Origin of the sequence: uncultured Frigoribacterium sp., from assembly GCF_963515265.1 — a bacterium.
In the GTDB taxonomy this organism is placed as follows: domain Bacteria; phylum Actinomycetota; class Actinomycetes; order Actinomycetales; family Microbacteriaceae; genus Frigoribacterium.
Genome location: NZ_CAUPYL010000005.1, coordinates 19,183 through 40,329, shown reverse-complemented (window position 1 = coordinate 40,329; position 21,147 = coordinate 19,183). Strand labels below are relative to the sequence as shown.

Here is a 21,147-nt window from a genome sequence, read left to right as displayed (position 1 = left end):
GCTGAGGCCTCCGTCGTCCCCCTCCTCCTATGGTGAGCACGTTCCGTCCGTTGCTCCGAAGGGGGAGTCGCCCGTGCGCGTCGCCAAGACCTGGATCTTCCCGATCCTCCGCATCCTGATCTTCGTCGCGATCGCGGTGGCCCTCGTCAAGCTCGCGTTCTTCGCGGCGCCCGACGCGGCGACCGGCTCCGTGGCGGTCCCGACCGGCGAGGCCGTCGAGCCCCAGGTCGCCGTGGCCGTCGGCACCGTCACGAACGACGTGACGGTCGACGCCACGGTCGAGGCCGACGTCGCCTCGACCGTGCCCGCGACCCTGGCCGGCACCGTCGTGACCGTCGTCGTCGAGAAGGGCCAGGCCGTCGCCGCGGGCGACAAGATCGCGACGCTGCGCTCCGAGACCCCGCAGGAGGCGCTGGTCTCGGCCGACGGCACCGTCACCGAGCGTGCCCCGATCGTCAAGACCGCGGTGGTGACGTCGCCCGTCGCGGGCACCGTGACCGAGCTCTCCGTCATCAAGGACCAGGAGGTGGCCGTGGGCGACGCGGTCGCGAAGGTGGCGCCTCCGACGTTCCACGTCACGGGGGCGCTGGCCGCCGACCAGCTCTACCGCCTGGTCAGCCGGCCGGCCGAGGGCACCGCGTCCATCCAGGGCGGCCCGGCGCCGTTCGTCTGCACCGGTCTCTCGGTCGGCGGTGCCGGCGCCGGCGCGGGCACCACGACCGCCGGCGACACCGGCGACTCGTCGGGCACGGGCGTCTCGGGGCAGTCGGTGACGTGCGCCGTCCCCGGCGACGTCACGGTCTTCGCGGGCCTCGCCACGAAGCTGACGATCCCCGCCGGCGTCGCGACCGACGTCCTCACGGTGCCGCTCACCGCGGTCGAGGGCGCCGCGGGCAAGGGCGTCGTGACCGTGGTCGGCGCCGACGGCACCGAGGAGGAGCGGGAGATCACGCTCGGCATCAACGACGGCACGACCGTCGAGGTGACCGGGGGCCTCGTCGAGGGCGACATGGTCCTCGAGTTCGTGCCCGGCGCCGTCGCCCCGCAGGAGGGCTGCGTCGACCCGACGACCGGAGAGGTCTACTGCTGATGTCGTTGATCCGGCTCGAGGGAGTCACGAAGACGGTCCCCCTCGCCGACGACGCGACGCTCGACATCCTCCGCGGCGTCGACCTCGTGGTCGAGGCGGGCGAGCACGTGAGCATCGTCGGCCGTTCCGGCTCGGGCAAGTCGACCCTGCTCAACATCCTGGGGCTCATCGACGCGCCGACGACGGGCGCGCACTGGTTCGACGACGTCGACGTCAGCGGCATGCGCTCGGGGGCCCGCGACCGGCTCCGCGGCGAGCAGGTGGGCTTCATCTTCCAGCAGTTCAACCTGCTGCAGGGGCGCACGGCGCTCGAGAACGTCATGACGCCGTTGCTCTACGCCCGCGGTCGGCGCTTCTGGCGCCGGCGGGCGATCGCGGCCGAGATGCTCGAGAAGGTCGGGCTCGGGCACCGCGTCGACTCGATGCCGCACCGCCTCTCGGGCGGCGAGCAGCAGCGGGTGGCGATCGCGCGCTCGCTGGTGCGCGACCCGCGCGTCATCCTGGCCGACGAGCCGACGGGAGCGCTCGACATCGAGACGGGGGCGACGGTCATGCGCCTCCTCGACGACATCTCGTCCGACACCGGCGCCGCCCTCGTCACCATCACGCACGACCTGGCCGTGGCGGGCCTCGCCGCGCGGCACTACTCGCTCGACGCGGGCGTGCTCTCGGCCGCCCGACTGGGCAGCGGGCTGGCCGGGGCGTCGGCCCTCGTGCCGGCGGGCGCCTCCGCGTCGGGGGCTCCCGCCTCCTCCTTCCCGGCACCCGTCGAGGTCGTGTCGTGAGCGGTCTGTTGTCGGGGGTCGTGGGAGCGTTCGTCGAGGCCTGGTCCGAGCTGAGGGTCAACAAGCTGCGGGTGCTGCTCAGCCTCATCGGGGTCGCGGTGGCCGTCGCCGCGCTGACCGCCGTCGTCGGGCTCGGCAGCCTCGCCGAGCAGTCCACGCGCGAGTCGTCCGAGAAGTCCGGCGGGCGACCTGCCACCTACACGGTCTCGGCCTACAGCCAGGGGGCGACCCTGCTCGACCCCGCCCTCCTCGACGACGAGTTCCGCTCGACGATGTCGCGCTACAAGATCTCGTGGGCGTCCGAGAACCTCTGGACGACGAGGTCCGTCCAGCTGCCCGGCGGCCTCACCGACGTCTCGGCACAGGTCGTCGACCCCGAGTACGGCGAGATGCACCGGGTGTCGATGGCCGAGGGATCCTGGTTCGTCGAGGGCGACGACCAGCGGATGGCCCCGGCGGTCGTCGTGAACGAGGCGCTCTGGGACACGCTCGGCCGCCCTCCGGTCGACTCGCACCCCACCCTCCTGCTGAGCGGCACGGACTCGGTGACCGGCGTCGTCGTGGGCGTCACGGCGGCGCAGTACGCCGAGGAGGCGCCCGGGCTGTTCCTCCTGCCCTCGGACGAGCACGACCTGGTGCCGCTCTCGCAGGGCGGGTACGCAGAGACGCCGCAGTACGAGATGTGGCTGCCGACGTCGTCCGGCGACCAGTTGAGCACGATGGTGCAGGGCAACCTCGCGGCGGCCCTCGGCGACGACGTGCAGGTCGACGTGAACCGGTCCGACTACGCGGCGTACGCGGGCGACTCCGACCCCTTCAAGCCGATCAAGCTGATCATCACGGGGGTCGGCGTGCTCGTGCTGCTGCTCGGCGGGCTCGGACTGGTCAACATCGCGCTGGTCACGGTGCGGCAGCGCATCCGCGAGATCGGGGTCCGGCGGTCGTTCGGCGCCACGGCGCCCCGGGTGTTCTTCTCGGTGATGCTCGAGAGCGTCGCCGGCACGGTGGTCGCGGGGGCCGTCGGCGTCATGGTCGCCGTGCTCGTCGTGCAGAACCCGACCGTGCAGGGCTTCATCGCCCAGGGGTCGGTCGACGACCTGCCGCCGTTCCCGATCACCGCCGCCCTGATCGGCCTGGGGTCCGCGACGCTGATCGGCGCCGTGGCGGGAGTGCTGCCCGCTCTCGTCGCCGTCCGGGTCAAGGTCATCGACGCCATCCGCTACTGAGGCGGGCGGGCCGCGCGGGGCCCGGCGCGCCGACCACCTCCGGTCGGCGTCGGCGGCGGGCGGTAACCTCGACGGCATGGCCACGCCCATCAAGTCGACCGCGCGCTCGCGCTCGGGGCGCGGCGCGTCCGCCGGCACCTCGACGGCCCGCGGCGCGACCGCGGCCACCAAGAAGCTCCCCGCCGCGAAGGCTCCCGCTCCCGTCGACGAGGGGCCCGGCGTCGTCGCCTCCGCCTGGATGGGCCTGGCCCACCTGACCGGAGGCGCCTTCCGGCTCTTCGGCAGCGAGTCGCTCGACAAGTCCGAGCGCCGCGACGGCGTCCCCTTCCTCCTCGTGCTGCTGGCGATCGCCGGGGCCGTGGTCGAGTGGCTCAACCCCACCAGCCCCTTGGCCGTCGCGTTCGACGCGTACACGTTCGGCGGGTTCTTCGGGCGGGTCGCCTACGCGCTGCCGGTCATCATGGTGCTCTTCGCCGGCTGGCTGTTCCGGCACCCGGCCTCCGTCCACGACAACACGCGCATCGGCATCGGGCTCGGCCTCATGATCGTGTCCATCAGCGCCCTCTGCCACATCTACGGCGGCCAGCCCCAGGCCGTCGAGGGCATGCGCGCCCTGGCGACGGGCGGGGGAGTGCTCGGGTGGCTCGTCGCCTCCTGGCTGGTCATGCTCGCGACCGAGTGGGTCGCGGTGCCGGTCGTCGTCGTCCTGCTCGCCCTGTCCCTGTTGATCATGACCAAGACGCCGCCGAACCGCATCGGCCACCGTCTCGGCGACCTGTACCGCTGGCTCTTCGGCGAGACGACGGCGGACGCGAGCGCTGCCAGCGCCGACGGCACCGCCGAGGGCGAGGCGGGCGAGCCCGACACGTTGCCCTGGTGGCGACGCAACAAGAGCGGGCGCGAAGAAGACCCGGCCTACGACACGCCCGTGGTCACCCAGAGCAGCGCCGACGACGCGGCGGACCGCCGAGGGCGGGGCTCTCGTCGTCGTGGCGCCGCCGGCCCGGTCTTCGTCGACCACGGCGCGACCATCGGCGGCGACGTCCCCGCCACAGGGTCCCCGGCAGCAGGGGCCGCGGCAGCTGACGCCCCGACCGACGTCTACCAGGCCGACCTGCTGCACGACCTCGACGCGGCGGAGGACGCCGTGCGGTCCTTCGGCATCGACGTCCCGCTGCACGACGACGAGCCGGCGCCCACGACGTCCGCCGCGGGCGCCGCCGGCAGCGGTCCTGCCGGGGCGACGGCCGCCACGACCGTCCTCCCGTCCCTGCCCGTCACCGCCGTGCCGGCCCCCACGTCCGCGGCCGCGCCCGGCGAGAGCGACGTCGCCGCCGACTTCCTGGCCGTCGACGACGACGAGCCCGCCCCGCCGTCGCTCGACGTCGAGGACGACTCGCCCGTGGCGCCCTACCGCCTGCCGGCCGCCTCCACGCTGAGCGTCGGCCCGCCCGCCAAGGCGCGCAGCGAGGCCAACGACGAGATCGTGCGCTCGATCACCGAGGTGCTCCGCCAGTTCTCCGTCGACGCCCGCGTCGTCGGCTTCAGCCGCGGCCCGACCGTCACCCGCTACGAGATCGAGCTGGGCCCGGGCGTCAAGGTAGAGAAGGTGACGGCCCTCAGCAAGAACCTGTCCTACGCCGTGGCCTCGAACGAGGTGCGGATCCTCTCGCCCATCCCGGGCAAGAGCGCCATCGGCGTCGAGATCCCGAACACCGACCGCGAGATCGTGTCGCTCGGCGACGTCCTGCGCTCCGGGGCCGCCGCCAAGAGCGTGCACCCGATGACCATCGGCGTCGGCAAGGACGTCGAGGGCGGCTACGTCGTGGCGAACCTCGCGAAGATGCCGCACCTCCTGGTCGCCGGCGCCACCGGCTCCGGCAAGTCGAGCTTCGTCAACTCGATGATCACGTCGCTCCTCATGCGGGCCAAGCCGACCGACGTGCGCATGGTCCTGATCGACCCGAAGCGGGTCGAGCTCTCCATCTACGCCGGCGTCCCGCACCTGATCACGCCCATCATCACCAACCCGAAGAAGGCGGCCGAGGCGCTGCAGTGGGTGGTGAAGGAGATGGACATGAGGTACGACGACCTCGCCAGCTTCGGGTTCCGCCACATCGACGACTTCAACCGCGCCGTCGTCGCGAACGAGATCGTGCTGCCGGCCGGCAGCGCCCGGTCGCTCAAGCCCTACCCGTACCTGCTCGTCGTCGTCGACGAGCTGGCCGACCTCATGATGGTCGCCCCGCGCGACGTCGAGGACAGCATCGTCCGCATCACCCAGCTGGCGCGTGCCTCGGGCATCCACCTGGTGCTCGCGACGCAGCGTCCGTCGGTCGACGTGGTGACGGGCCTCATCAAGGCGAACGTGCCGTCCCGGTTCGCGTTCGCCGTGTCGAGCGTCACCGACTCGCGGGTCATCCTCGACCAGCCCGGCGCCGACAAGCTGATCGGCCAGGGCGACGGGCTCTTCCTGCCCATGGGCGCCTCGAAGGCCATGCGCGTCCAGGGTGCGTGGGTGCAGGAGGCGGAGATCGCCGAGGTCGTGGCGCACGTGACGCGGCAGGCGCGTCCCGACTACCGGCCCGACGTGGCGGCCGTGGTCGAGAAGAAAGAGATCGACGGCGACATCGGCGACGACCTCGAGCTGCTCCTCGCGGCGGCGGAACTGGTCGTCAGCACGCAGTTCGGGTCGACGTCGATGCTCCAGCGCAAGCTGCGCGTCGGCTTCGCCAAGGCCGGGCGACTGATGGACCTCATGGAGTCGCGCGACATCGTGGGTCCCTCCGAGGGCTCGAAGGCGCGCGACGTGCTCGTCACCAACGAGCAGCTGCCGGGCGTGCTGGCCAAGTTGCGCGGGCAGGGCGACGACGGGCTCCGGGGGTCGGGCCCCGCCTCCTCGGCTCCCGTGGCGGTCGGCGCGGGCGACTACGGCGACGACCCCGTCGCCGAGATGACACGAGGCTACGACGAGGTCGACGGCGACGAGGAGTCGGAAGACGCCTGGGGCCTGACCGGCAGGGACTGACGTGACCGACGAGAGAACCCCCGATGCACCCCGGGCCGCGACGTTCCCCTGGCGGGGACGCTTCGCGAGCCGCGGCGCGGGGCCGGCCAGCACGGCGAACATCGCCAACGTGATCACGGTCATCCGCATCCTGATGGCGCCGCTGTTCATCGCCTGGCTGCTGATCGACGACGGCGCCGACGGCCCGCTGCGCATCGCGGCCGCCGTGCTGTTCGTCGTCGCCATCCTCACGGACAGCCTCGACGGCATGCTGGCGAGGGGCCTCGACCTCGTCACCGACTTCGGCAAGATCGTCGACCCGATCGCCGACAAGGTCCTGGTCGGCGGCGCGCTGGTCGGGCTCTCGATCCTCGGCGAGCTGCCCTGGTGGGTCACCGCGCTCATCCTCGTGCGCGAGATCGGGATCACCGTGTACCGCTTCGTCGTCATCCGCGACCGCGTCATCCCTGCGTCACGAGGCGGCAAGCTCAAGACCGTGCTGCAGGCCGTCGCGGTGACGCTGGCGCTCTTCCCGCTGTGGGTGCCGCTGGGCGACTGGGTGCACGGCCTCAACACCGTCGTGATGACGGCCGCCGTGGTGGCCACGCTCGTGTCGGGTGCCGACTACGTCCGGGTCGCCCTGAAGCACTCCCGCACGTCGTGACCACCGCGGCGGAGGTCGTGCACGAGCTCGACCGCCAGGGGCTGACCGTCGCGGTCGCCGAGTCGTTGACGGGGGGTCTGCTCGCCGCAGAGTTGATCTCCGTCCCCGGTGCGTCCACGGTCGTCGTCGGGGGAGTCGTGGCCTACCAGACGCCGCTCAAGGCCTCGCTGCTCGGTGTGCCGGCTGCGCTGCTCGCGGCCCGGGGCGCCGTCGATCCCGACGTCGCCGTCGCCATGGCGGCGGGGGCACGTCGAGCGTTGGCCGTCGAGGGCCAGGCCGCCGACGTCGGCATCGCGACCACGGGGGTCGCTGGCCCTGACCCCCAGGACGGCCAGGCGCCCGGCACGGTGTACGTCGCCCTGAGCGCAGGAGGCGAGGCTCGCGTCACGAGGCTCGCCCTCGAGGGCGACCGTGCGGCCATCCGATCGGCGACCGTCTCCGAATCACTCTCGATGCTGCACGACTGGCTCACGGGGCCTCGGGAATAGCCGGGGTTTCGGTCTCGTTACATCTCGTGAGTTCACAAGCGTCACACAGAGCTGGCTGGCTACAGTGGCACCCAGTTCGACAGCAGTGTTCCTCACCCACCCCTGAATCCCGTCACGGTGGGTCCTATGTCGCAAGGAGGGGTCCCATGGTTCTGGTCCGTCAAGAGATCGGCGACGTCCTCCGCGACTTCCGTCTCCAGAAGGGCCGCACGCTGCGACAGGTCGCCTCCAAGGCGAGCGTCGCACTCGGCTACCTCAGCGAGGTCGAGCGTGGGCAGAAAGAGGCGAGCTCCGAGATCCTCGCGTCGGTCGCCGACGCGCTCGAGACCCCGATCTCCGTCATCATGCGCGAGGTGGGCGACCGGATGGCCGTCATCGAGGGCCTCAACCCGATCCCGGACACCCTGCCCGACGACATGGTCGCCGAGTTCGACACCGATCTGGTCGTGCGCTGACGTCCCTGACCTCACGGTCCGTCGTGCAGTTCGCGCCGAGACGCCCCCGATCCAGGTCGGGGGCGTCTCGACGTCCGGGTACCCTCGACTGATGCGCAAGAGCGAGTTCCGCAGGGCGGTCGACGACGAGTTCGGCGAGGCGTACGGACGAGTCGTCACCCGTGATCTCGTCCTCTCGTCGCTGGGCGACGAGACCGCCGACGAGGCGCTCCGCGGAGGCGTGCCGCCGCGCGAGGTGTGGCTGGCCCTGTGTGAGGCCGAGGGCGTCCCCGTGGCCCGCAGGCACGGCGCCGGGCTGCCCGAGCCGCGTCGCTGACCTTCGTCGCCGAGCCGTGTCGCCAGGGCCGTGCGACGATCAGGTGTTCGACACGCCGACACGTTGGATCGAACATGCGTTCGGCGCAGTGGTAGCTTCCTCCACAAGGGCGCCGATGTCCGAGTGCTCCACTTCCAGCCGAGATCGCGTCCGCGATGTCGGTGGCCGGTCGTAGCGTTCCCTCATCGACGTTCCACCGCTCTCGCATCCGCGGGGGCACCAGCCTTGTCGTCGAGACCGCCGCCTCCGGGCCGAGCGCGACGCGACAGCCTACAGGCGCACGGACATCAACCTTGAAGGAGTCACCATGCCCTCAGCAGAGAACCGCGAGAAGGCCCTCGAGACGGCGCTCGCCCAGATCGACCGGCAGTTCGGCAAGGGCGCCGTCATGCGCCTGGGCAGTGACGACCGCGCGCCGGTCGCCGTCATCCCCACCGGCTCGATCGCCCTCGACGTCGCGCTGGGCATCGGGGGCCTTCCTCGTGGCCGCATCGTCGAGATCTACGGCCCCGAGTCGTCGGGAAAGACGACGCTCACGCTGCACGCCATCGCCAACGCACAGCGCAACGGCGGCATCGCGGCCTTCATCGACGCCGAGCACGCCCTCGACCCCGAGTACGCGAAGAAGCTGGGCGTCGACATCGACGCACTCCTGGTCTCGCAGCCCGACACGGGCGAGCAGGCGCTCGAGATCGCGGACATGCTCGTCCGCTCCGGCTCCATCGACCTCGTCGTCATCGACTCCGTGGCGGCGCTCGTGCCGCGTGCCGAGATCGAGGGCGAGATGGGCGACTCCCACGTCGGCCTCCAGGCGCGGCTCATGTCGCAGGCCCTCCGCAAGCTGACGGGTGGTCTCAACCAGACCGGCACCACCATGATCTTCATCAACCAGCTGCGCGAGAAGATCGGCGTGTTCTTCGGCAGCCCCGAGACCACAGCCGGCGGCAAGGCGCTCAAGTTCTACGCCTCGGTGCGACTCGACATCCGCCGCATCGAGACCCTGAAAGACGGAACGGACGCAGTGGGCAACCGCACCCGCGTCAAGGTCGTCAAGAACAAGATGGCACCGCCCTTCAAGCAGGCCGAGTTCGACATCCTCTACGGCGTCGGCATCTCCCGTGAGGGCAGCCTGATCGACTTCGGCGTCGAGCACGGCATCGTCCGCAAGTCCGGTGCCTGGTACACCTACGAGGGCGACCAGCTCGGCCAGGGCAAGGAGAACTCGCGCAACTTCCTCCTCAAGAACGCCTCCGTCGCACAGGAGATCGAGCAGAAGATCCTCGCGAAGCTCGGCGTCGGCGGGGCGAAGCCGGTCGAGGCGCCCGTCGAGTCGATCGAGGCGAAGATCGCCGCCCGGAAGGGCGCATGACCTCGCACGACGACGAGTCGGCCGACGACCTGGCTCCCGTGACCCCCCTCTTCGGGGTCCGCGGAGCCAGGTCCGGCCGTGCAGGCGCTGACGCGTCGAGTCACCCCTCGAGGGGGCCGGCGACTGTCGTGGGCGACGACGAGCCTGTCGAGCCGTCGGGCGACGGCGCGAGGCGGGATCCGGTGCGTGACGCGGCAGCCGCCCTGGCCGCCGTGACCGAGCACTGGTCGGACGGGTCCGCCGCGGCGCCTGTGCACGGCGACGAGGCAGAAGCCGAGGAGCCGCGCGAGGACCTGGACGCACAGCGGACCAGGGCCGAGAACGTCAGCCTGCACGCCCTCAGTCGACGGGGAGTCTCGTCGGCCGAGATGGCGTCGCTGCTCGAGGCGCGCGACCTCGATCCCGAGGTCGTGGCCGACGAGGTGTCGCGCCTCGAAGGGGTGGGCCTCCTCAACGACCGGGAACTCGCCGAGAACCTCCTCGAGACGAAGCAGGGCCGCAAGGGCCTCGGTCGGGGCGCCGTGACGTCCGAGCTGCGCTCGCGTGGCATCGACGCGTCCGTGATCGAGGAGGTCCTCGCCGAGACCGACGACGCCGACGAGCAGGCCAGGGCCGACGAGTGGGCCGAGAAGCGCGCAGGCTCGCTGCGCGGGCTGGACAGGGCCACTGCCGAGCGGCGTCTCAACGGCTATCTCATGCGCCGCGGCTACCGCTCCGACACCGTACGTCGTGCCGTGGAGAAGGCCCTGCCGCGCGGTGGCAGCAGCCGGGGCGGCGTCCGCTTCGAGTGACGCCCCGCCCTACACTGGGGCACCATGTCGACGGTCGGTGAAGGTGTGGGCGGCGGCCTGGTCGCCGTCGTCGGATCGACCGGCACCGGCAAGTCGGCGTTCTCGCTCGACCTGGCCGAGCGGCTCCGCGATGCGGGGCGTCCAGCCGAGATCGTCAACGCGGACGCGATGCAGCTCTACCGGGGGATGGACATCGGCACGGCCAAGCTGCCCGAGGCCGAGCGGCGAGGTGTGCCGCACCACCTCTTCGACGAGCTCGAGGTGACGGCCGAGGCCAGCGTCGAGTGGTACCAGTCCCGTGCTCGGACCGTGATCGACGACGTCCTCGCGCGCGGCGCCGTGCCCCTCCTGGTGGGTGGGTCCGGGCTCTACGTCTCGAGCGTGCTCTTCGACTTCCGGTTCCCGGGCACCGACGCCGCCGTGCGACAGCGCTTCGAGCGGGTGGCTGCGAGCGGCGGCCCCGGCGCGCTGCACGAGCTGCTCATCCAGACCGATCCGGTCGCCGCCGAGCGGATCGGACCGCACAACGCCCGGCGGCTCGTCCGGGCCCTCGAGGTCGGCGAGATCACCGGTGAGCCCTTCTCGGCGGCCCTGCCCGACGAGGCGCAGCGGTGGCGCCCCTCCTCGATCGTCGGCATCGCCGAGGAGAGACCGGTGCTCGTCGAGCGTCTCGATGCACGCGTGCGCGGCATGTGGGCCGACGGCCTGGTCGACGAGGTGCGAGGCCTGTTGCCGCTCGGCCTCGCCGACGGGATCACCGCCTCCCGGGCGATCGGCTACGCGCAGGCAGCGGCGCAGCTGCGAGGCGACACCGACGAGGAGGCGGCGATCAGCGAGACGCAGGCGCTCACGCGTCGCTACGCCCGCCGCCAGGTCAGCTGGTTCAAGCGGTACCCGGACGTCGACTGGTCGACCACGGGCGACCCGGCGGCCGTCGAGCGGGCCCTCGCTAGACTCCTCGGGTGACCACGACGCTCCAGTTCACCAAGGGACAGGGCACCGGGAACGACTTCGTGTTGTTCACCGACGCCGACGGCGAGACCGACCTCGACGGGGTCGCCATCCGCGCCCTGACCGACCGTCGTTTCGGCGTGGGGGCCGACGGGGTCATCCGTGCCGTCCGCTCGTCCGCGTTCCCGGCCGGCGCCGCGGCGCTGGCGAGCGATCCCTCCGCCGAGTGGTTCATGGACTACCACAACGCCGACGGCAGCCTCGCCGAGATGTGCGGCAACGGCGTCCGCGTCTTCGTGCGCTACCTGGTAGAGCGCGGCCTGGTCGACCTGCCCGTCGGCGAGGCCCTCACGATCGGCACGCGTGCAGGCGTGCGGACGGTGCGGCGAGACGGCTCGGGCTTCCGGGTCGACCTCGGCGTCTGGGCCCTCGGGGACGACGAGCCGACGGTCCGCGCCCGAGAACTCCACGCGGCGAGGCCGGGCCTGTCCCTCTCGGTCGGCAACCCGCACGTGGTCGTCGCCCTCGCCTCCGACGACGAGCTCGACGGGCTCGACCTCTCCTGGGTCCCGGTGCTCGATCCCGCGCCTGCCGAGGGCGCCAACGTCGAGTTCGTGGTCCCGTCCGATCCGCTCGTGGTCGACGGCATCGGCCACATCCGCATGCGCGTGCACGAGCGCGGCAGCGGCGAGACGCTCTCGTGCGGCACGGGCGCGGCGGCTGCGGCACTCGCCGTGCGGCACTGGGCCGGCGCGGGCGCGCCCGACGACTGGTCCGTCGAGGTGCCGGGTGGCATCCTCGGGGTCCACGTCGCGGCCGGAGCCGATGGTGAGCACGTGTCGCTCAGCGGCCCGGCCGAGCTCGTGTTCAGCGGCGCGCTGACCCTCTAGCCGTCCCTCCCCGGGCGTGGGCCCTCGGGCGACGACCCTGTCGTACCGGCTCGCCTAGGCGAGCGGCGAGGAGGCGCGTCGGGCCCGCAGCACCCGGTACCCCTTGCTCGTCGAGGCCCGCTCCACCTGCACCACGTCCGCCATGGTCGTGTTCATCCATGCCTGCAACGAGTCGGCGCCGAGGTTCTTCTGCACGACGAGCCAGGCGTCGGAGCCGGGCTCGAGGCGTGGCAGCCAGGTCTCCAGGAGGCCGTGCAGCACCTCCTTGCCGACCCGGATGGGCGGATTCGACCAGATCGACGCGAACACGACGTCGTCGGGAACACCGTCGGGCGTCACGGCGTTGACGTTGTGGAGGCCCGCGGCCCGTGCGTTCTCACGGACGAGGTCGAGGACCCTCTCGTTCACGTCGACGGCCCACACCGTCGCGTCGGGTGACGACAACGCGAGGCTCAGTGTGATGGGGCCCCATCCGCACCCGACGTCCAGCAGGTCGCCCGTCGCGGGCGGCTGCGGTGCACCGGCCAGCAGGACGGCCGTGCCCGGGTCGACCCGCTCGGGGCTGAAGACGCCCGACGCCGTCGTGAGCGTCAGCTCTCGCCCTGCGAGGGTCGCCGTGATCGTCCGCCGACGCAGCTCGCTCTCCGGCTTCGGGGAGAAGTAGTGGTCGTTGGTCACGCGGGACAACTTACCGAACATCAGCTGCCTGGCCCGTGACGGCCCAGGCTCGACCCCCTCCGGAGGGCTAGTATCACTTCGATGACAGACACCCCCACGACCCCGCTCGACGACGAGCGTGACGGACAGCCCGGCGACGACGTCGTGTCGCGGGTCCTCGAGCGTGCGGCGTCGCGGGCGTCCGCCTACACGATCTTCTCGCCTGCCCAGGCGATCCAGACCCGCTCGCTCGACGGCTCGGGCGACGGCGACCAGTACGACCGCGAGGACCGGGCCGCGCTCCGTCGCGTGGCCGGCCTCTCGACCGAGCTGGAGGACGTCACCGAGGTCGAGTACCGCCAGCTCCGCCTCGAGAACGTCGTCCTGATCGGCGTGTGGTCGCAGGGTTCGCTCTCGGACGCCGAGAACTCGCTCCGCGAGCTCGCCGCGCTGGCCGAGACCGCGGGCGCGTCGGTGCTCGACGGCCTCCTGCAGCGTCGGCCGAACCCGGACCCCAGCACCTACCTCGGCAAGGGCAAGGCAGAAGAACTGCGACAGACCGTCGCCGCCCTCGGCGCGGACACGGTCATCGCCGACACCGAGCTCGCACCGAGCCAGCGGCGTGCGCTGGAGGACGTCGTCAAGGTCAAGGTCATCGACCGCACGGCCGTCATCCTCGACATCTTCAGCCAGCACGCGAAGAGCCGCGAGGGCAAGGCGCAGGTCGAGCTCGCCCAGCTCGAGTACCTGCTCCCGCGACTCCGTGGCTGGGGAGACTCGATGTCCCGCCAGGCCGGTGGCCAGGTCGGCGGTGCCGGTGCCGGCATGGGCAGCAGGGGCCCCGGTGAGACGAAGATCGAGCTCGACCGTCGCCGGATCCACACGCGCATGGCCCGCCTCCGGCGCCAGATCAAGGAGATGAAGCCGGCTCGCGACGCCAAGCGAGCGAACCGCGACCGCAACGAGGTGCCCTCCGTGGCGATCGCCGGCTACACGAACGCAGGAAAGTCGAGCCTGCTGAACCGGCTCACGAGCGCTGGCGTCCTGGTCGAGAACGCCCTCTTCGCCACCCTCGACGCGACGGTGCGCAAGAGCGCCACCACCGACGGTCGACCCTTCACCTACGCCGACACGGTGGGCTTCGTGCGAAACCTGCCGCACCAGCTCGTCGAGGCCTTCCGCTCGACGCTCGAGGAGGTCGCCGGCTCCGACGTCATCGTGCACGTCGTCGACGGATCGCACCCCGACCCGGCCGCGCAGCTGGCGACGGTGCGCGAGGTCATCGGCGAGGTCGACGGCCGGGACATCCCCGAGGTCGTGGTCTTCAACAAGAGCGACCTCGTCGACGACGACCAGCGGCTGGTGCTGCAGGGGCTCGAGCCGACGGCCGTCTTCGTGTCGGCGCGCACGGGCGAGGGCATCGACGAGCTGCTGGCGAAGCTCGCCGGGCTGCTGCCCGAGCCCGAGGTCGAGCTCGACCTCCTCGTGCCCTACGACCGCGGCGACGTGGTGTCGCACCTGCACGACTCCGGCCGGGTCCTGACGACCGACTACGACGAGCAGGGCACCCGGGTGCACGCCCGCGTCTACCCGAGCGACGTCGCGGCGCTCTCGCCGTTCGTGCGCACGGAGACTGCCGACGCCGTCGAGACCACGGAGGCAGCCGCCTCCTGAGTTGTTCGCTCCCTGCACGAGGAAGCGCCTCCGACCCGGCCAGGGCAGGAGGCGCTTCGTCGTTCTCGGGACGCGTCAGACCGAGCGGAGCACCGCCACGACCTTGCCGAGGATCTGCGCGTGGTCGCCCACGATCGGCTCGAAGGCGCTGTTGCGGGGCAGCAGCCAGGTGTGGCCGTCTCGCTGCCGGAAGACCTTGACCGTGGCCTCGTCGTCGAGCATGGCCGCGACGATGTCGCCGTTCTCGGCGTTCTGCTGTTGCCGGACGACCACCCAGTCGCCGTCGCAGATGGCGGCGTCGATCATGGACTCGCCGACGACGCGGAGCATGAACAGCTCGCCCTTGCCGACGAGCTGCCGGGGGAGCGGCATGACGTCCTCGACCTGCTGCTCGGCGGTGATGGGGATGCCGGCCGCGATGCGGCCGACCATCGGGACGTGGGCGGTGTCGCCGTCGTCGCTCGTCGAGAGGATGCTCGTCACGGGGGCGGCGGCTGGCGTCGGGTCGCCCAGCACCTCGAGGGCGCGCGGGCGGTTGGGATCGCGGCGGATCCGGCCGGCGAGCTCGAGCTGGTTGAGCTGGTGGGTCACGCTCGACAGCGACTTGAGGCCGACGGCGTCGCCGATCTCGCGCATGCTCGGCGGGTAGCCGCTCTGGGCGATGCTCGCCTGGATCGCGGCCAGGATCGACTCCTGCTTGGCGGTGAGCGCCTTGCGCGGGGGCGTCGCCGGGGCGGTCGCCGTCGCGCTGTGCCGGTCGGTCATCTCTCTCCTGCCGTCGATGTCGGTGGTCGCTGGTGTACTCGTCCCACCGACTGGAACCTATCGGATCACGGCCACTTGGCGAAACACATGTTCGAGTGTGTCGCGCTTGTCTGCGGGCGATGTTCGAGAGAAATGGTTGCGGTCGGGCTCAGTCGAAGATATGTTCGGTACACGTCTTCGTGTCCGGCATTCCCGGCCGAGTGCCGGGCACGAACTCGTACGACAACTCTCGCGGTGAAAGGAACCACCTCATGAGCGCCACCAGCATCAGCAACGACATCGTCGGCATCACCGGCGGCTCGGTCGTCCCTCGCACCCGCCTGCGCATCACGCGTCGGGGCAGGCGAGTGGTCGGCGCCGCGGTCGCGCTCGGCGCCACCGGCATCGTGGCCGCGGGCTTGCTGCTCGGCCCCGGTGCCGTCGCCTCCGACCAGGCCGCAGACGTGTCCTTCGCCCAGGTCACGGTCGAGGGCGGCGAGTCGCTCTGGCAGGTCGCGAGCGAGATCGCCCCCACCAAAGACCCGCGCGACGTCGTCAGCGACCTCGTCCGCCTGAACAACCTGCCGAGCGCCGAGGTGGCAGCGGGCCAGACGCTGGCGGTCCCCGAGAAGTACAGCCGCTGATCTGGTGTGGCCGGGGTTGACTGGTCCGTTCCGTTCCGTTCCGGTCCGGTCCGGTCACGGTGAGGTCGGCACTCCGCCTGCCGCCTACCATGGACTCGTGTCCTTCAGCCTCGCCGACCTGCCCATCCGAGACGACCTCAAGGGGCTGACGCCGTACGGCGCTCCCCAAGAACGCGTGCCCGTCGCCCTCAACGTCAACGAGAACACGCACCCCGTTCCTGCCGACGTCGCCGCCGACATCCTCGAGGCCGTCGGCGCGGCACTCGTCGACGTGAACCGCTACCCCGATCGCGAGTTCTCGACCCTCCGCGATTCGCTGGCGGGCTACCTCGGACACGGACTCAGCCGTGAGCACATCTGGGCGGCGAACGGCTCCAACGAGGTCATCCAGCAGATCCTGCAGGCCTTCGGCGGCCCGGGCCGCTCCGTGCTGGGGTTCCCGCCCACGTACTCGATGCACTCGATCATCGCGGCGGGCACCGGCAGCACCTGGCTCGAGGGCGCCCGCGACGAGGGCTTCACGATCACGCCCGAGACGGCGGTCGCCGAGATCGAGCGTCTCCGGCCCGACGTCGTCTTCTTCTGCGGGCCGAACAACCCGACGGGCACCCCGCTCGACCTCGACACGGTCCGGGCCGCGTACGACGCGACCGACGGCATGGTCTTCGTCGACGAGGCCTACGCCGAGTTCATGCCGGCCGGCCAGCCCACGGCGCTCACCCTTCTCGAGGGCCGGGAGCGCCTCATCGTCTCGCGCACCATGAGCAAGGCCTTCGCCTTCGCCGGTGCCCGGGTCGGCTACATGGCGGCACACCCTGCCGTCGTCGACGCACTCCGCCTGGTGCGGCTGCCGTACCACCTCTCGTCCCTCACGCAGGCGGCGGCCGTCGCAGCCCTCGCGCACGCCGACGAGATGCTCGCGATGGTCGACGACATCAAGGCCCAGCGCGACCGCATCGTGCGTGTCCTGACCGAGCTCGGCTACAGCCCGTGGCCGACCTGGTCGAACTTCGTCCTCTTCGGGGGCGTCGACGACCCGGCCGACGTCTTCCGTCGCCTCCTCGCCCGTGGCGTGATCGTCCGCGACCTCGGCATCGAGGGGCACCTCCGGGTGAGCGCGGGCACCGAGGCCGAGACGACCGCGTTCCTCGACGCGCTGCGCGACATTAGGCTCTCCTCGTGACCGATCAGCCTCGCGCCCGCACCGCCTCCTCGTCCCGCGAGACGAGCGAGTCGCGCATCCAGCTGTCCCTCGACCTCGACGGGACGGGGCGCTCGTCGATCGACACGTCCGTGCCGTTCTTCGACCACCTCCTGACGGCCCTGTCGAAGCACTCGCTCATCGACCTCGACGTGTCGGCGGCGGGCGACACCCACATCGACGTCCACCACACGGTGGAGGACGTGGGCATCGTGCTCGGCGGCGCGATCAGGGAGGCGCTGGGCGACAAGGCCGGCATCTCCCGCTACGGCGACGCGCTCGTGCCCCTCGACGAGGCGTTGGTCCAGGCCGTCGTCGACGTCTCGGGCCGCCCGTACCTCGTGCACACCGGCGAGCCCGAGGGCTTCGAGTACCACCTCATCGGCGGCCACTTCACCGGCTCGATGGTGCGCCACGTCTTCGAGGCGATCACGTTCCACGCCGGCATCACCGTCCACGTGCGCGTGCTCGGCGGCCGTGACCCGCACCACATCGCCGAGGCGGAGTTCAAGGCCTTCGCGCGGGCCCTGCGCCAGGCCGTCCAGCCCGACGCCCGGGTGACCGGGGTGCCGTCCACGAAGGGCGCCCTGTGACGGTCCGTCCCACCGTGGCCGTCCTCGACTACGGCAGCGGCAACGTGCACTCGGCGGTCAAGGCCCTCGAGCTCGCGGGCGCCGACGTCGAGCTCACGCGCGACCGCGCCAGGGTGCAGGCGGCTGACGGGCTGTTCGTCCCGGGCGTCGGTGCTTTCGGCGCCGTGATGAGCCAGCTGCAGTCGGTCCGCGGCGGCGAGATGATCGACCGGCGACTCGCGGGCGGCCGTCCCGTCATGGGCATCTGCGTCGGCATGCAGGTCTTCTTCGAGGGCGGGGTCGAGCGCGGTGCGACGACCGGCGGCCTCGGCGAGTGGCCCGGCGTCGTCGACGAACTGAAGGCTGAGGTGCTGCCGCACATGGGCTGGAACCTCGTCGACGCCCCCGAGGGCAGCGTCCTCTTCGAGGGCGTGCGCGACGAGCGCTTCTACTTCGTGCACTCGTTCGCGGCGCAGGCCTGGACCCTCGACGTGATCCGTCCGTTCCCCGAGCCCCACGTCACGTGGGCCGACCACGGCGGGCGCTTCGTCGCGGCCGTCGAGAACGGACCGCTCTGGGCGACGCAGTTCCACCCCGAGAAGTCGGGGCAGCCGGGCATCACGCTGCTCTCGAACTGGCTCCGCACCCTCTGACCCGCACCCCTGACCCGACCGCGATCCCGGCTCCCGTCGGCGACAGCACGCGGCACGTCCGCGAGAGAGACACCATGAGCGACTTCTGCACGACCCCCGGCCTCACCCTGTTCCCCGCCGTCGACGTCGCCGGCGGGCAGGCCGTCCGCCTGACGCAGGGCGAGGCCGGCACCGAGACCGGCTACGGCGACCCCGTGGCGGCGGCCGACGACTGGAAGTCGCAGGGCGCCGAGTGGCTGCACCTCGTCGACCTCGACGCGGCGTTCGGGCGGGGTGACAACCGGTCGATCATCAAGAAGGTCATCAAGCAGGTCAAGGGCATCGACGTCGAGCTCAGCGGCGGCATCCGCGACGACCGCTCGCTCGACGACGCCCTGAGCACGGGCGTCAAGCGCATCAACCTGGGCACCGCCGCGCTCGAGAACCCCGAGTGGGCCGCCCACGTCATCGCCGAGTACGGCGAGGCCGTCGCGGTCGGGCTCGACGTGCGGGGCACGACGCTCGCCGCGCGCGGCTGGACGGAGGACGGCGGCGACCTCTGGACGGTCCTCGCCCGGCTCGAGGACGCAGGGTGCGCGCGCTACGTCGTGACCGACGTGACGAAGGACGGCACCCTGACCGGACCGAACACGGATCTCCTCCGGCAGGTCATGGAGCGCACCGACCGTCCGGTCATCGCCTCGGGGGGCATCTCGAGCCTCGACGACATCGCGGCTCTCCGCGAGCTCGTCCCCCTCGGCCTCGAAGGGGCCATCGTCGGCAAGGCCCTCTACTCGGGTGCCTTCACCCTCGCCGCCGCGCTCGACGTCGCATCGGTGTCGTGAGCCGCGGCCACGAGCCCACGCCCGCGGCCGACAGCGCCGGGCGGCCCTTCGCGGGCCGCACCTTCGACCACCACGACACGGCCCACGCGGGTGACGACGGCTCGGCCGACCCGCGCCTCCTCGAGGCCCTGGTCCGTTTCGGCGCGGGCGGGCTGCCCGAGCACGAGGTCGTCGACGCCCTGCGTCCCGCGCGTCTGCTGATCCCGCTGGTCGCGGTCGCGGGGGAGGAGGGGCTCGACGACCACGGTCGCCGCGTCGACAAGACGCAGGAGTTGTCCATCGTGACGGTGGCCGGCCCGGACGGCCGCGCCGTGCTGCCGGCGTTCACCAGTGTCGAGGCCCTCAGCCGCTGGGACGCCGTGGCGCGTCCGGTCCCGGTCGACGCGCGACGGGTCGCCCTGGCGGCCGTCGCCGAGTCGACCGAGCACCTCGTGCTCGACCCGGGTTCGCCCACCGAGTTCGGGGTCCGGCGACCGGCGCTCTGGGCCGTCGCTCAGGACCTGCCCTGGGTGCCCGCCCACACGGACGAGGCGGTCCTGCAGGCGTTCCTCGCCGCGTCGAGCGACGAGGAGGCGCTGGTCGGGCTGGCGATCTCGCCCGGCTACCGAGGCGCCCGTCTGGGCACGCCCGAGATCGTCGTCCGGCTCGCGGTGCGTGCCGGGCTCGACCAGGTGCAGCTGGGGGAGCTGCTGCAGCGCCTCCAGGCGTCGTGGCAGGCCGACCCGGTGATCGTGGACCGCGTCGACAGCATGTCCGTCAGCGTCGTCCCCGCCTGAGGCGGGTCAGATCGACGCGTCGGATGATCGGGTCAGCCCACCTGGTCGCGAGTCAGGTGACCGGGCCGGTGAGCTTCTCGCCGGGGCCCTTGCCGACGGCGTCGGGGATCGAGCTGGCCTCGCGGAAGGCGAGCTGCAGCGAACGGAGGCCGTCGCGCAGGGCGCGGGCGTGCTGGTCGCCGATCTCGGGCGCGCTGGCCACGACGAGGCCGGCGAGCGAAGAGATGAGCTTGCGTGCCTCGTCGAGGTCGGTCTGCGCCGCGGGATCGTCGGCCAGGCCGACCTTGACGGCCGCCGCGCTCATCAGGTGCACCGCGACGGTGTTGATGACCTCGACCGCGTTGACGTCGGCGATGTCGCGGACGGCGTCGGACGGGTGCTCGACCGGGATGCCGACGGGAGCGTCGTCGTGGCCGTCGGCGGGGTGGGTGTGCGGGGTGTGGCTCACGTGCTGATCCTCTGCTAGGCTTCTCCAGGCTCGCAGCGTCTGCTGCGTGCGAAAGTGGAGATTCTCCCACCCGCGCTTGACCGTCACACGAGGTTACCGGGTTGTTGGCACCCCGTTCGATCTGCACCACCCCGAAGAGCGATCCTCGAGGCGGAGCGGGCCGGGCAGCCAGGGTGCAGTGCACGGCCGTCGAGAGACGGCACGGGCCGCGAGAGCGACCGGTGCGCGAACCTCCTCTTTCCCTTCCGCCCCTCCGGGTCGGCAGGTGACGAAGTGACGACAGAGGAGTTCCGCATCAGCGATCCCCGTACGAACGACCGTATCCGCGTCCCCGAGGTCCGCCTCGTGGGGCCTGCAGGTGAGCAGATCGGCGTCGTTCCCATCGCCATGGCGCTGCGTCTCGCCGCAGAGGCCGAACTCGACCTGGTCGAGGTGGCCCCCAACTCGAAGCCTCCCGTGGCCAAGATCATGGATCACGGGAAGTTCAAGTACGAGGCTGCGCAGAAGGCGAAAGAGGCCCGACGCAACCAGGCGAACACCATCCTCAAAGAGGTCCGGTTCCGTCTGAAGATCGACAAGCACGACTACGAGACCAAGCGCAAGCGCGCCGAGGGCTTCCTCGAGGGCGGCGACAAGGTCAAGGCCATGATCCTGTTCCGCGGTCGCGAGCAGTCGCGTCCCGACCAGGGCGTGCGTCTGCTCCAGCGCTTCGCTGAGGACGTGTCCGAGCTGGGCAGTGTCGAGTCCACCCCCACCATCGACGGCCGCAACATGGTCATGGTGATCGGGCCCCACAAGAACAAGTCCGAGGCGAAGGCCGAGGCCGAAGCTCGCAAGGCGGCGAACAAGCCCCCGAAGCACCCCACGTCCGACAAGGCGGCGGCCGATGCACCGGCCGAGCCGACAGAAGAGAGCAAGTAGC

At 71.6% G+C, this 21,147-nt stretch carries 23 protein-coding genes; 20 read left to right on the top strand and 3 right to left on the bottom strand.

Annotation, left to right across the window (positions count from 1 at the left end):
- The first annotated feature begins 73 nt into the window (after window positions 1-73).
- From RWM17_RS01445 to dapF, 12 genes are all read left to right on the top strand, one after another.
- Entirely contained in the window at window positions 74-1,090 is a 1,017-nt protein-coding gene (locus RWM17_RS01445; RefSeq protein ID WP_314100760.1) for a biotin/lipoyl-binding protein, read from the top strand.
- Window positions 1,090-1,875 (top strand): ABC transporter ATP-binding protein, encoded by a 786-nt coding sequence (locus RWM17_RS01440; protein WP_314100759.1) that lies wholly within the window; start codon window positions 1,090-1,092, stop codon window positions 1,873-1,875. The genes RWM17_RS01445 and RWM17_RS01440 overlap by 1 nt, the downstream gene beginning before the upstream one ends.
- Entirely contained in the window at window positions 1,872-3,101 is a 1,230-nt protein-coding gene (locus RWM17_RS01435; RefSeq protein WP_314100758.1) for an ABC transporter permease, read from the top strand. The genes RWM17_RS01440 and RWM17_RS01435 overlap by 4 nt, the downstream gene beginning before the upstream one ends.
- Window positions 3,102-3,177: 76 nt before the next feature.
- Complete coding sequence (locus tag RWM17_RS01430; protein ID WP_314100757.1) at window positions 3,178-6,129, top strand: DNA translocase FtsK; 2,952 nt, start codon at window positions 3,178-3,180, stop codon at window positions 6,127-6,129.
- A 1-nt stretch (window position 6,130) separates the two neighbouring features.
- A complete protein-coding gene (pgsA, locus tag RWM17_RS01425) occupies window positions 6,131-6,772 on the top strand; it encodes a CDP-diacylglycerol--glycerol-3-phosphate 3-phosphatidyltransferase (RefSeq protein WP_314100756.1) in 642 nt (213 codons plus the stop codon).
- Window positions 6,769-7,260: a nicotinamide-nucleotide amidohydrolase family protein gene (locus tag RWM17_RS01420; protein WP_314100755.1), complete on the top strand. Its 492-nt coding sequence runs from the start codon at window positions 6,769-6,771 to the stop codon at window positions 7,258-7,260. Before pgsA ends, RWM17_RS01420 begins: the two co-directional genes overlap by 4 nt.
- A gap of 146 nt (window positions 7,261-7,406) precedes the next feature.
- Window positions 7,407-7,715, top strand: a complete 309-nt coding sequence (locus tag RWM17_RS01415; RefSeq protein ID WP_123548700.1) for a helix-turn-helix domain-containing protein — start codon at window positions 7,407-7,409, stop codon at window positions 7,713-7,715.
- Window positions 7,716-7,806: 91 nt separating this feature from the next.
- Window positions 7,807-8,031, top strand: coding sequence for a DUF3046 domain-containing protein (locus RWM17_RS01410; RefSeq protein ID WP_314100754.1), 225 nt, complete (start codon window positions 7,807-7,809; stop codon window positions 8,029-8,031).
- A 307-nt stretch (window positions 8,032-8,338) separates the two neighbouring features.
- Window positions 8,339-9,400: a recombinase RecA gene (gene recA / locus RWM17_RS01405; RefSeq protein WP_314100753.1), complete on the top strand. Its 1,062-nt coding sequence runs from the start codon at window positions 8,339-8,341 to the stop codon at window positions 9,398-9,400.
- A gap of 182 nt (window positions 9,401-9,582) precedes the next feature.
- A complete protein-coding gene (locus RWM17_RS01400) occupies window positions 9,583-10,191 on the top strand; it encodes a regulatory protein RecX (protein WP_314100752.1) in 609 nt (202 codons plus the stop codon).
- A 24-nt stretch (window positions 10,192-10,215) separates the two neighbouring features.
- Entirely contained in the window at window positions 10,216-11,157 is a 942-nt protein-coding gene (gene miaA, locus RWM17_RS01395; protein ID WP_314100751.1) for a tRNA (adenosine(37)-N6)-dimethylallyltransferase MiaA, read from the top strand.
- Complete coding sequence (dapF, locus tag RWM17_RS01390) at window positions 11,154-12,032, top strand: diaminopimelate epimerase (RefSeq protein ID WP_314100750.1); 879 nt, start codon at window positions 11,154-11,156, stop codon at window positions 12,030-12,032. Before miaA ends, dapF begins: the two co-directional genes overlap by 4 nt.
- A gap of 54 nt (window positions 12,033-12,086) precedes the next feature.
- Here the strand turns inward: dapF and RWM17_RS01385 are convergent, their stop codons facing one another.
- A complete protein-coding gene (locus RWM17_RS01385) occupies window positions 12,087-12,710 on the bottom strand; it encodes a methyltransferase (protein WP_314100749.1) in 624 nt (207 codons plus the stop codon).
- 81 nt (window positions 12,711-12,791) lie between these two features.
- Between RWM17_RS01385 and hflX the strand changes: the two genes are divergently transcribed.
- Window positions 12,792-14,363 carry a GTPase HflX gene (gene hflX / locus RWM17_RS01380; RefSeq protein WP_314100748.1) on the top strand — a complete coding sequence of 524 codons (1,572 nt, stop codon included), beginning with the start codon at window positions 12,792-12,794 and terminating at the stop codon, window positions 14,361-14,363.
- Between the two features lie 75 nt (window positions 14,364-14,438).
- Here hflX and lexA read toward each other — a convergent pair whose 3' ends face one another.
- Entirely contained in the window at window positions 14,439-15,128 is a 690-nt protein-coding gene (lexA, locus tag RWM17_RS01375; protein WP_314100747.1) for a transcriptional repressor LexA, read from the bottom strand.
- A gap of 251 nt (window positions 15,129-15,379) precedes the next feature.
- Here lexA and RWM17_RS01370 point away from each other — a divergent pair, with 251 nt between their 5' ends.
- The 6 genes from RWM17_RS01370 (at window position 15,380) to RWM17_RS01345 (ending at window position 19,777) form a co-directional block, all read left to right on the top strand.
- Complete coding sequence (locus RWM17_RS01370) at window positions 15,380-15,751, top strand: LysM peptidoglycan-binding domain-containing protein (RefSeq protein WP_314100746.1); 372 nt, start codon at window positions 15,380-15,382, stop codon at window positions 15,749-15,751.
- Between the two features lie 97 nt (window positions 15,752-15,848).
- Window positions 15,849-16,934, top strand: coding sequence for a histidinol-phosphate transaminase (locus RWM17_RS01365; protein ID WP_314100745.1), 1,086 nt, complete (start codon window positions 15,849-15,851; stop codon window positions 16,932-16,934).
- Window positions 16,931-17,545 carry an imidazoleglycerol-phosphate dehydratase HisB gene (gene hisB / locus RWM17_RS01360; RefSeq protein ID WP_314100744.1) on the top strand — a complete coding sequence of 205 codons (615 nt, stop codon included), beginning with the start codon at window positions 16,931-16,933 and terminating at the stop codon, window positions 17,543-17,545. The genes RWM17_RS01365 and hisB overlap by 4 nt, the downstream gene beginning before the upstream one ends.
- On the top strand, window positions 17,542-18,177 hold the full coding sequence (hisH, locus tag RWM17_RS01355) for an imidazole glycerol phosphate synthase subunit HisH (protein ID WP_314100743.1): 636 nt from the start codon (window positions 17,542-17,544) through the stop codon (window positions 18,175-18,177). Before hisB ends, hisH begins: the two co-directional genes overlap by 4 nt.
- Before the next feature lie 74 nt (window positions 18,178-18,251).
- Complete coding sequence (gene priA, locus RWM17_RS01350) at window positions 18,252-19,001, top strand: bifunctional 1-(5-phosphoribosyl)-5-((5-phosphoribosylamino)methylideneamino)imidazole-4-carboxamide isomerase/phosphoribosylanthranilate isomerase PriA (protein ID WP_123548713.1); 750 nt, start codon at window positions 18,252-18,254, stop codon at window positions 18,999-19,001.
- A complete protein-coding gene (locus tag RWM17_RS01345; RefSeq protein ID WP_314100742.1) occupies window positions 18,998-19,777 on the top strand; it encodes an SseB family protein in 780 nt (259 codons plus the stop codon). Before priA ends, RWM17_RS01345 begins: the two co-directional genes overlap by 4 nt.
- Before the next feature lie 52 nt (window positions 19,778-19,829).
- On the opposite strand, the gene RWM17_RS01340 is transcribed toward RWM17_RS01345, so the two are convergent.
- Window positions 19,830-20,168, bottom strand: coding sequence for a DUF1844 domain-containing protein (locus RWM17_RS01340; protein WP_123548743.1), 339 nt, complete (start codon window positions 20,166-20,168; stop codon window positions 19,830-19,832).
- A 330-nt stretch (window positions 20,169-20,498) separates the two neighbouring features.
- On the opposite strand from RWM17_RS01340, the gene infC reads away from it, so the two are divergent.
- Window positions 20,499-21,146 carry a translation initiation factor IF-3 gene (infC, locus tag RWM17_RS01335; protein ID WP_314100741.1) on the top strand — a complete coding sequence of 216 codons (648 nt, stop codon included), beginning with the start codon at window positions 20,499-20,501 and terminating at the stop codon, window positions 21,144-21,146.
- Window position 21,147: the final 1 nt, after the last annotated feature.

Coding starts and splice junctions, on each gene's coding strand:
- RWM17_RS01440 (WP_314100759.1), top strand. CDS start 1,090: ATGTCGTTGATCCGGCTCGAGGGAGTCACGAAGACGGTCCCCCTCGCC.
- RWM17_RS01430 (WP_314100757.1), top strand. CDS start 3,178: ATGGCCACGCCCATCAAGTCGACCGCGCGCTCGCGCTCGGGGCGCGGC.
- RWM17_RS01415 (WP_123548700.1), top strand. CDS start 7,407: ATGGTTCTGGTCCGTCAAGAGATCGGCGACGTCCTCCGCGACTTCCGT.
- RWM17_RS01410 (WP_314100754.1), top strand. CDS start 7,807: ATGCGCAAGAGCGAGTTCCGCAGGGCGGTCGACGACGAGTTCGGCGAG.
- recA (WP_314100753.1), top strand. CDS start 8,339: ATGCCCTCAGCAGAGAACCGCGAGAAGGCCCTCGAGACGGCGCTCGCC.
- miaA (WP_314100751.1), top strand. CDS start 10,216: ATGTCGACGGTCGGTGAAGGTGTGGGCGGCGGCCTGGTCGCCGTCGTC.
- hflX (WP_314100748.1), top strand. CDS start 12,792: ATGACAGACACCCCCACGACCCCGCTCGACGACGAGCGTGACGGACAG.
- lexA (WP_314100747.1), bottom strand. CDS start 15,128: ATGACCGACCGGCACAGCGCGACGGCGACCGCCCCGGCGACGCCCCCG.
- RWM17_RS01370 (WP_314100746.1), top strand. CDS start 15,380: ATGAGCGCCACCAGCATCAGCAACGACATCGTCGGCATCACCGGCGGC.
- priA (WP_123548713.1), top strand. CDS start 18,252: ATGAGCGACTTCTGCACGACCCCCGGCCTCACCCTGTTCCCCGCCGTC.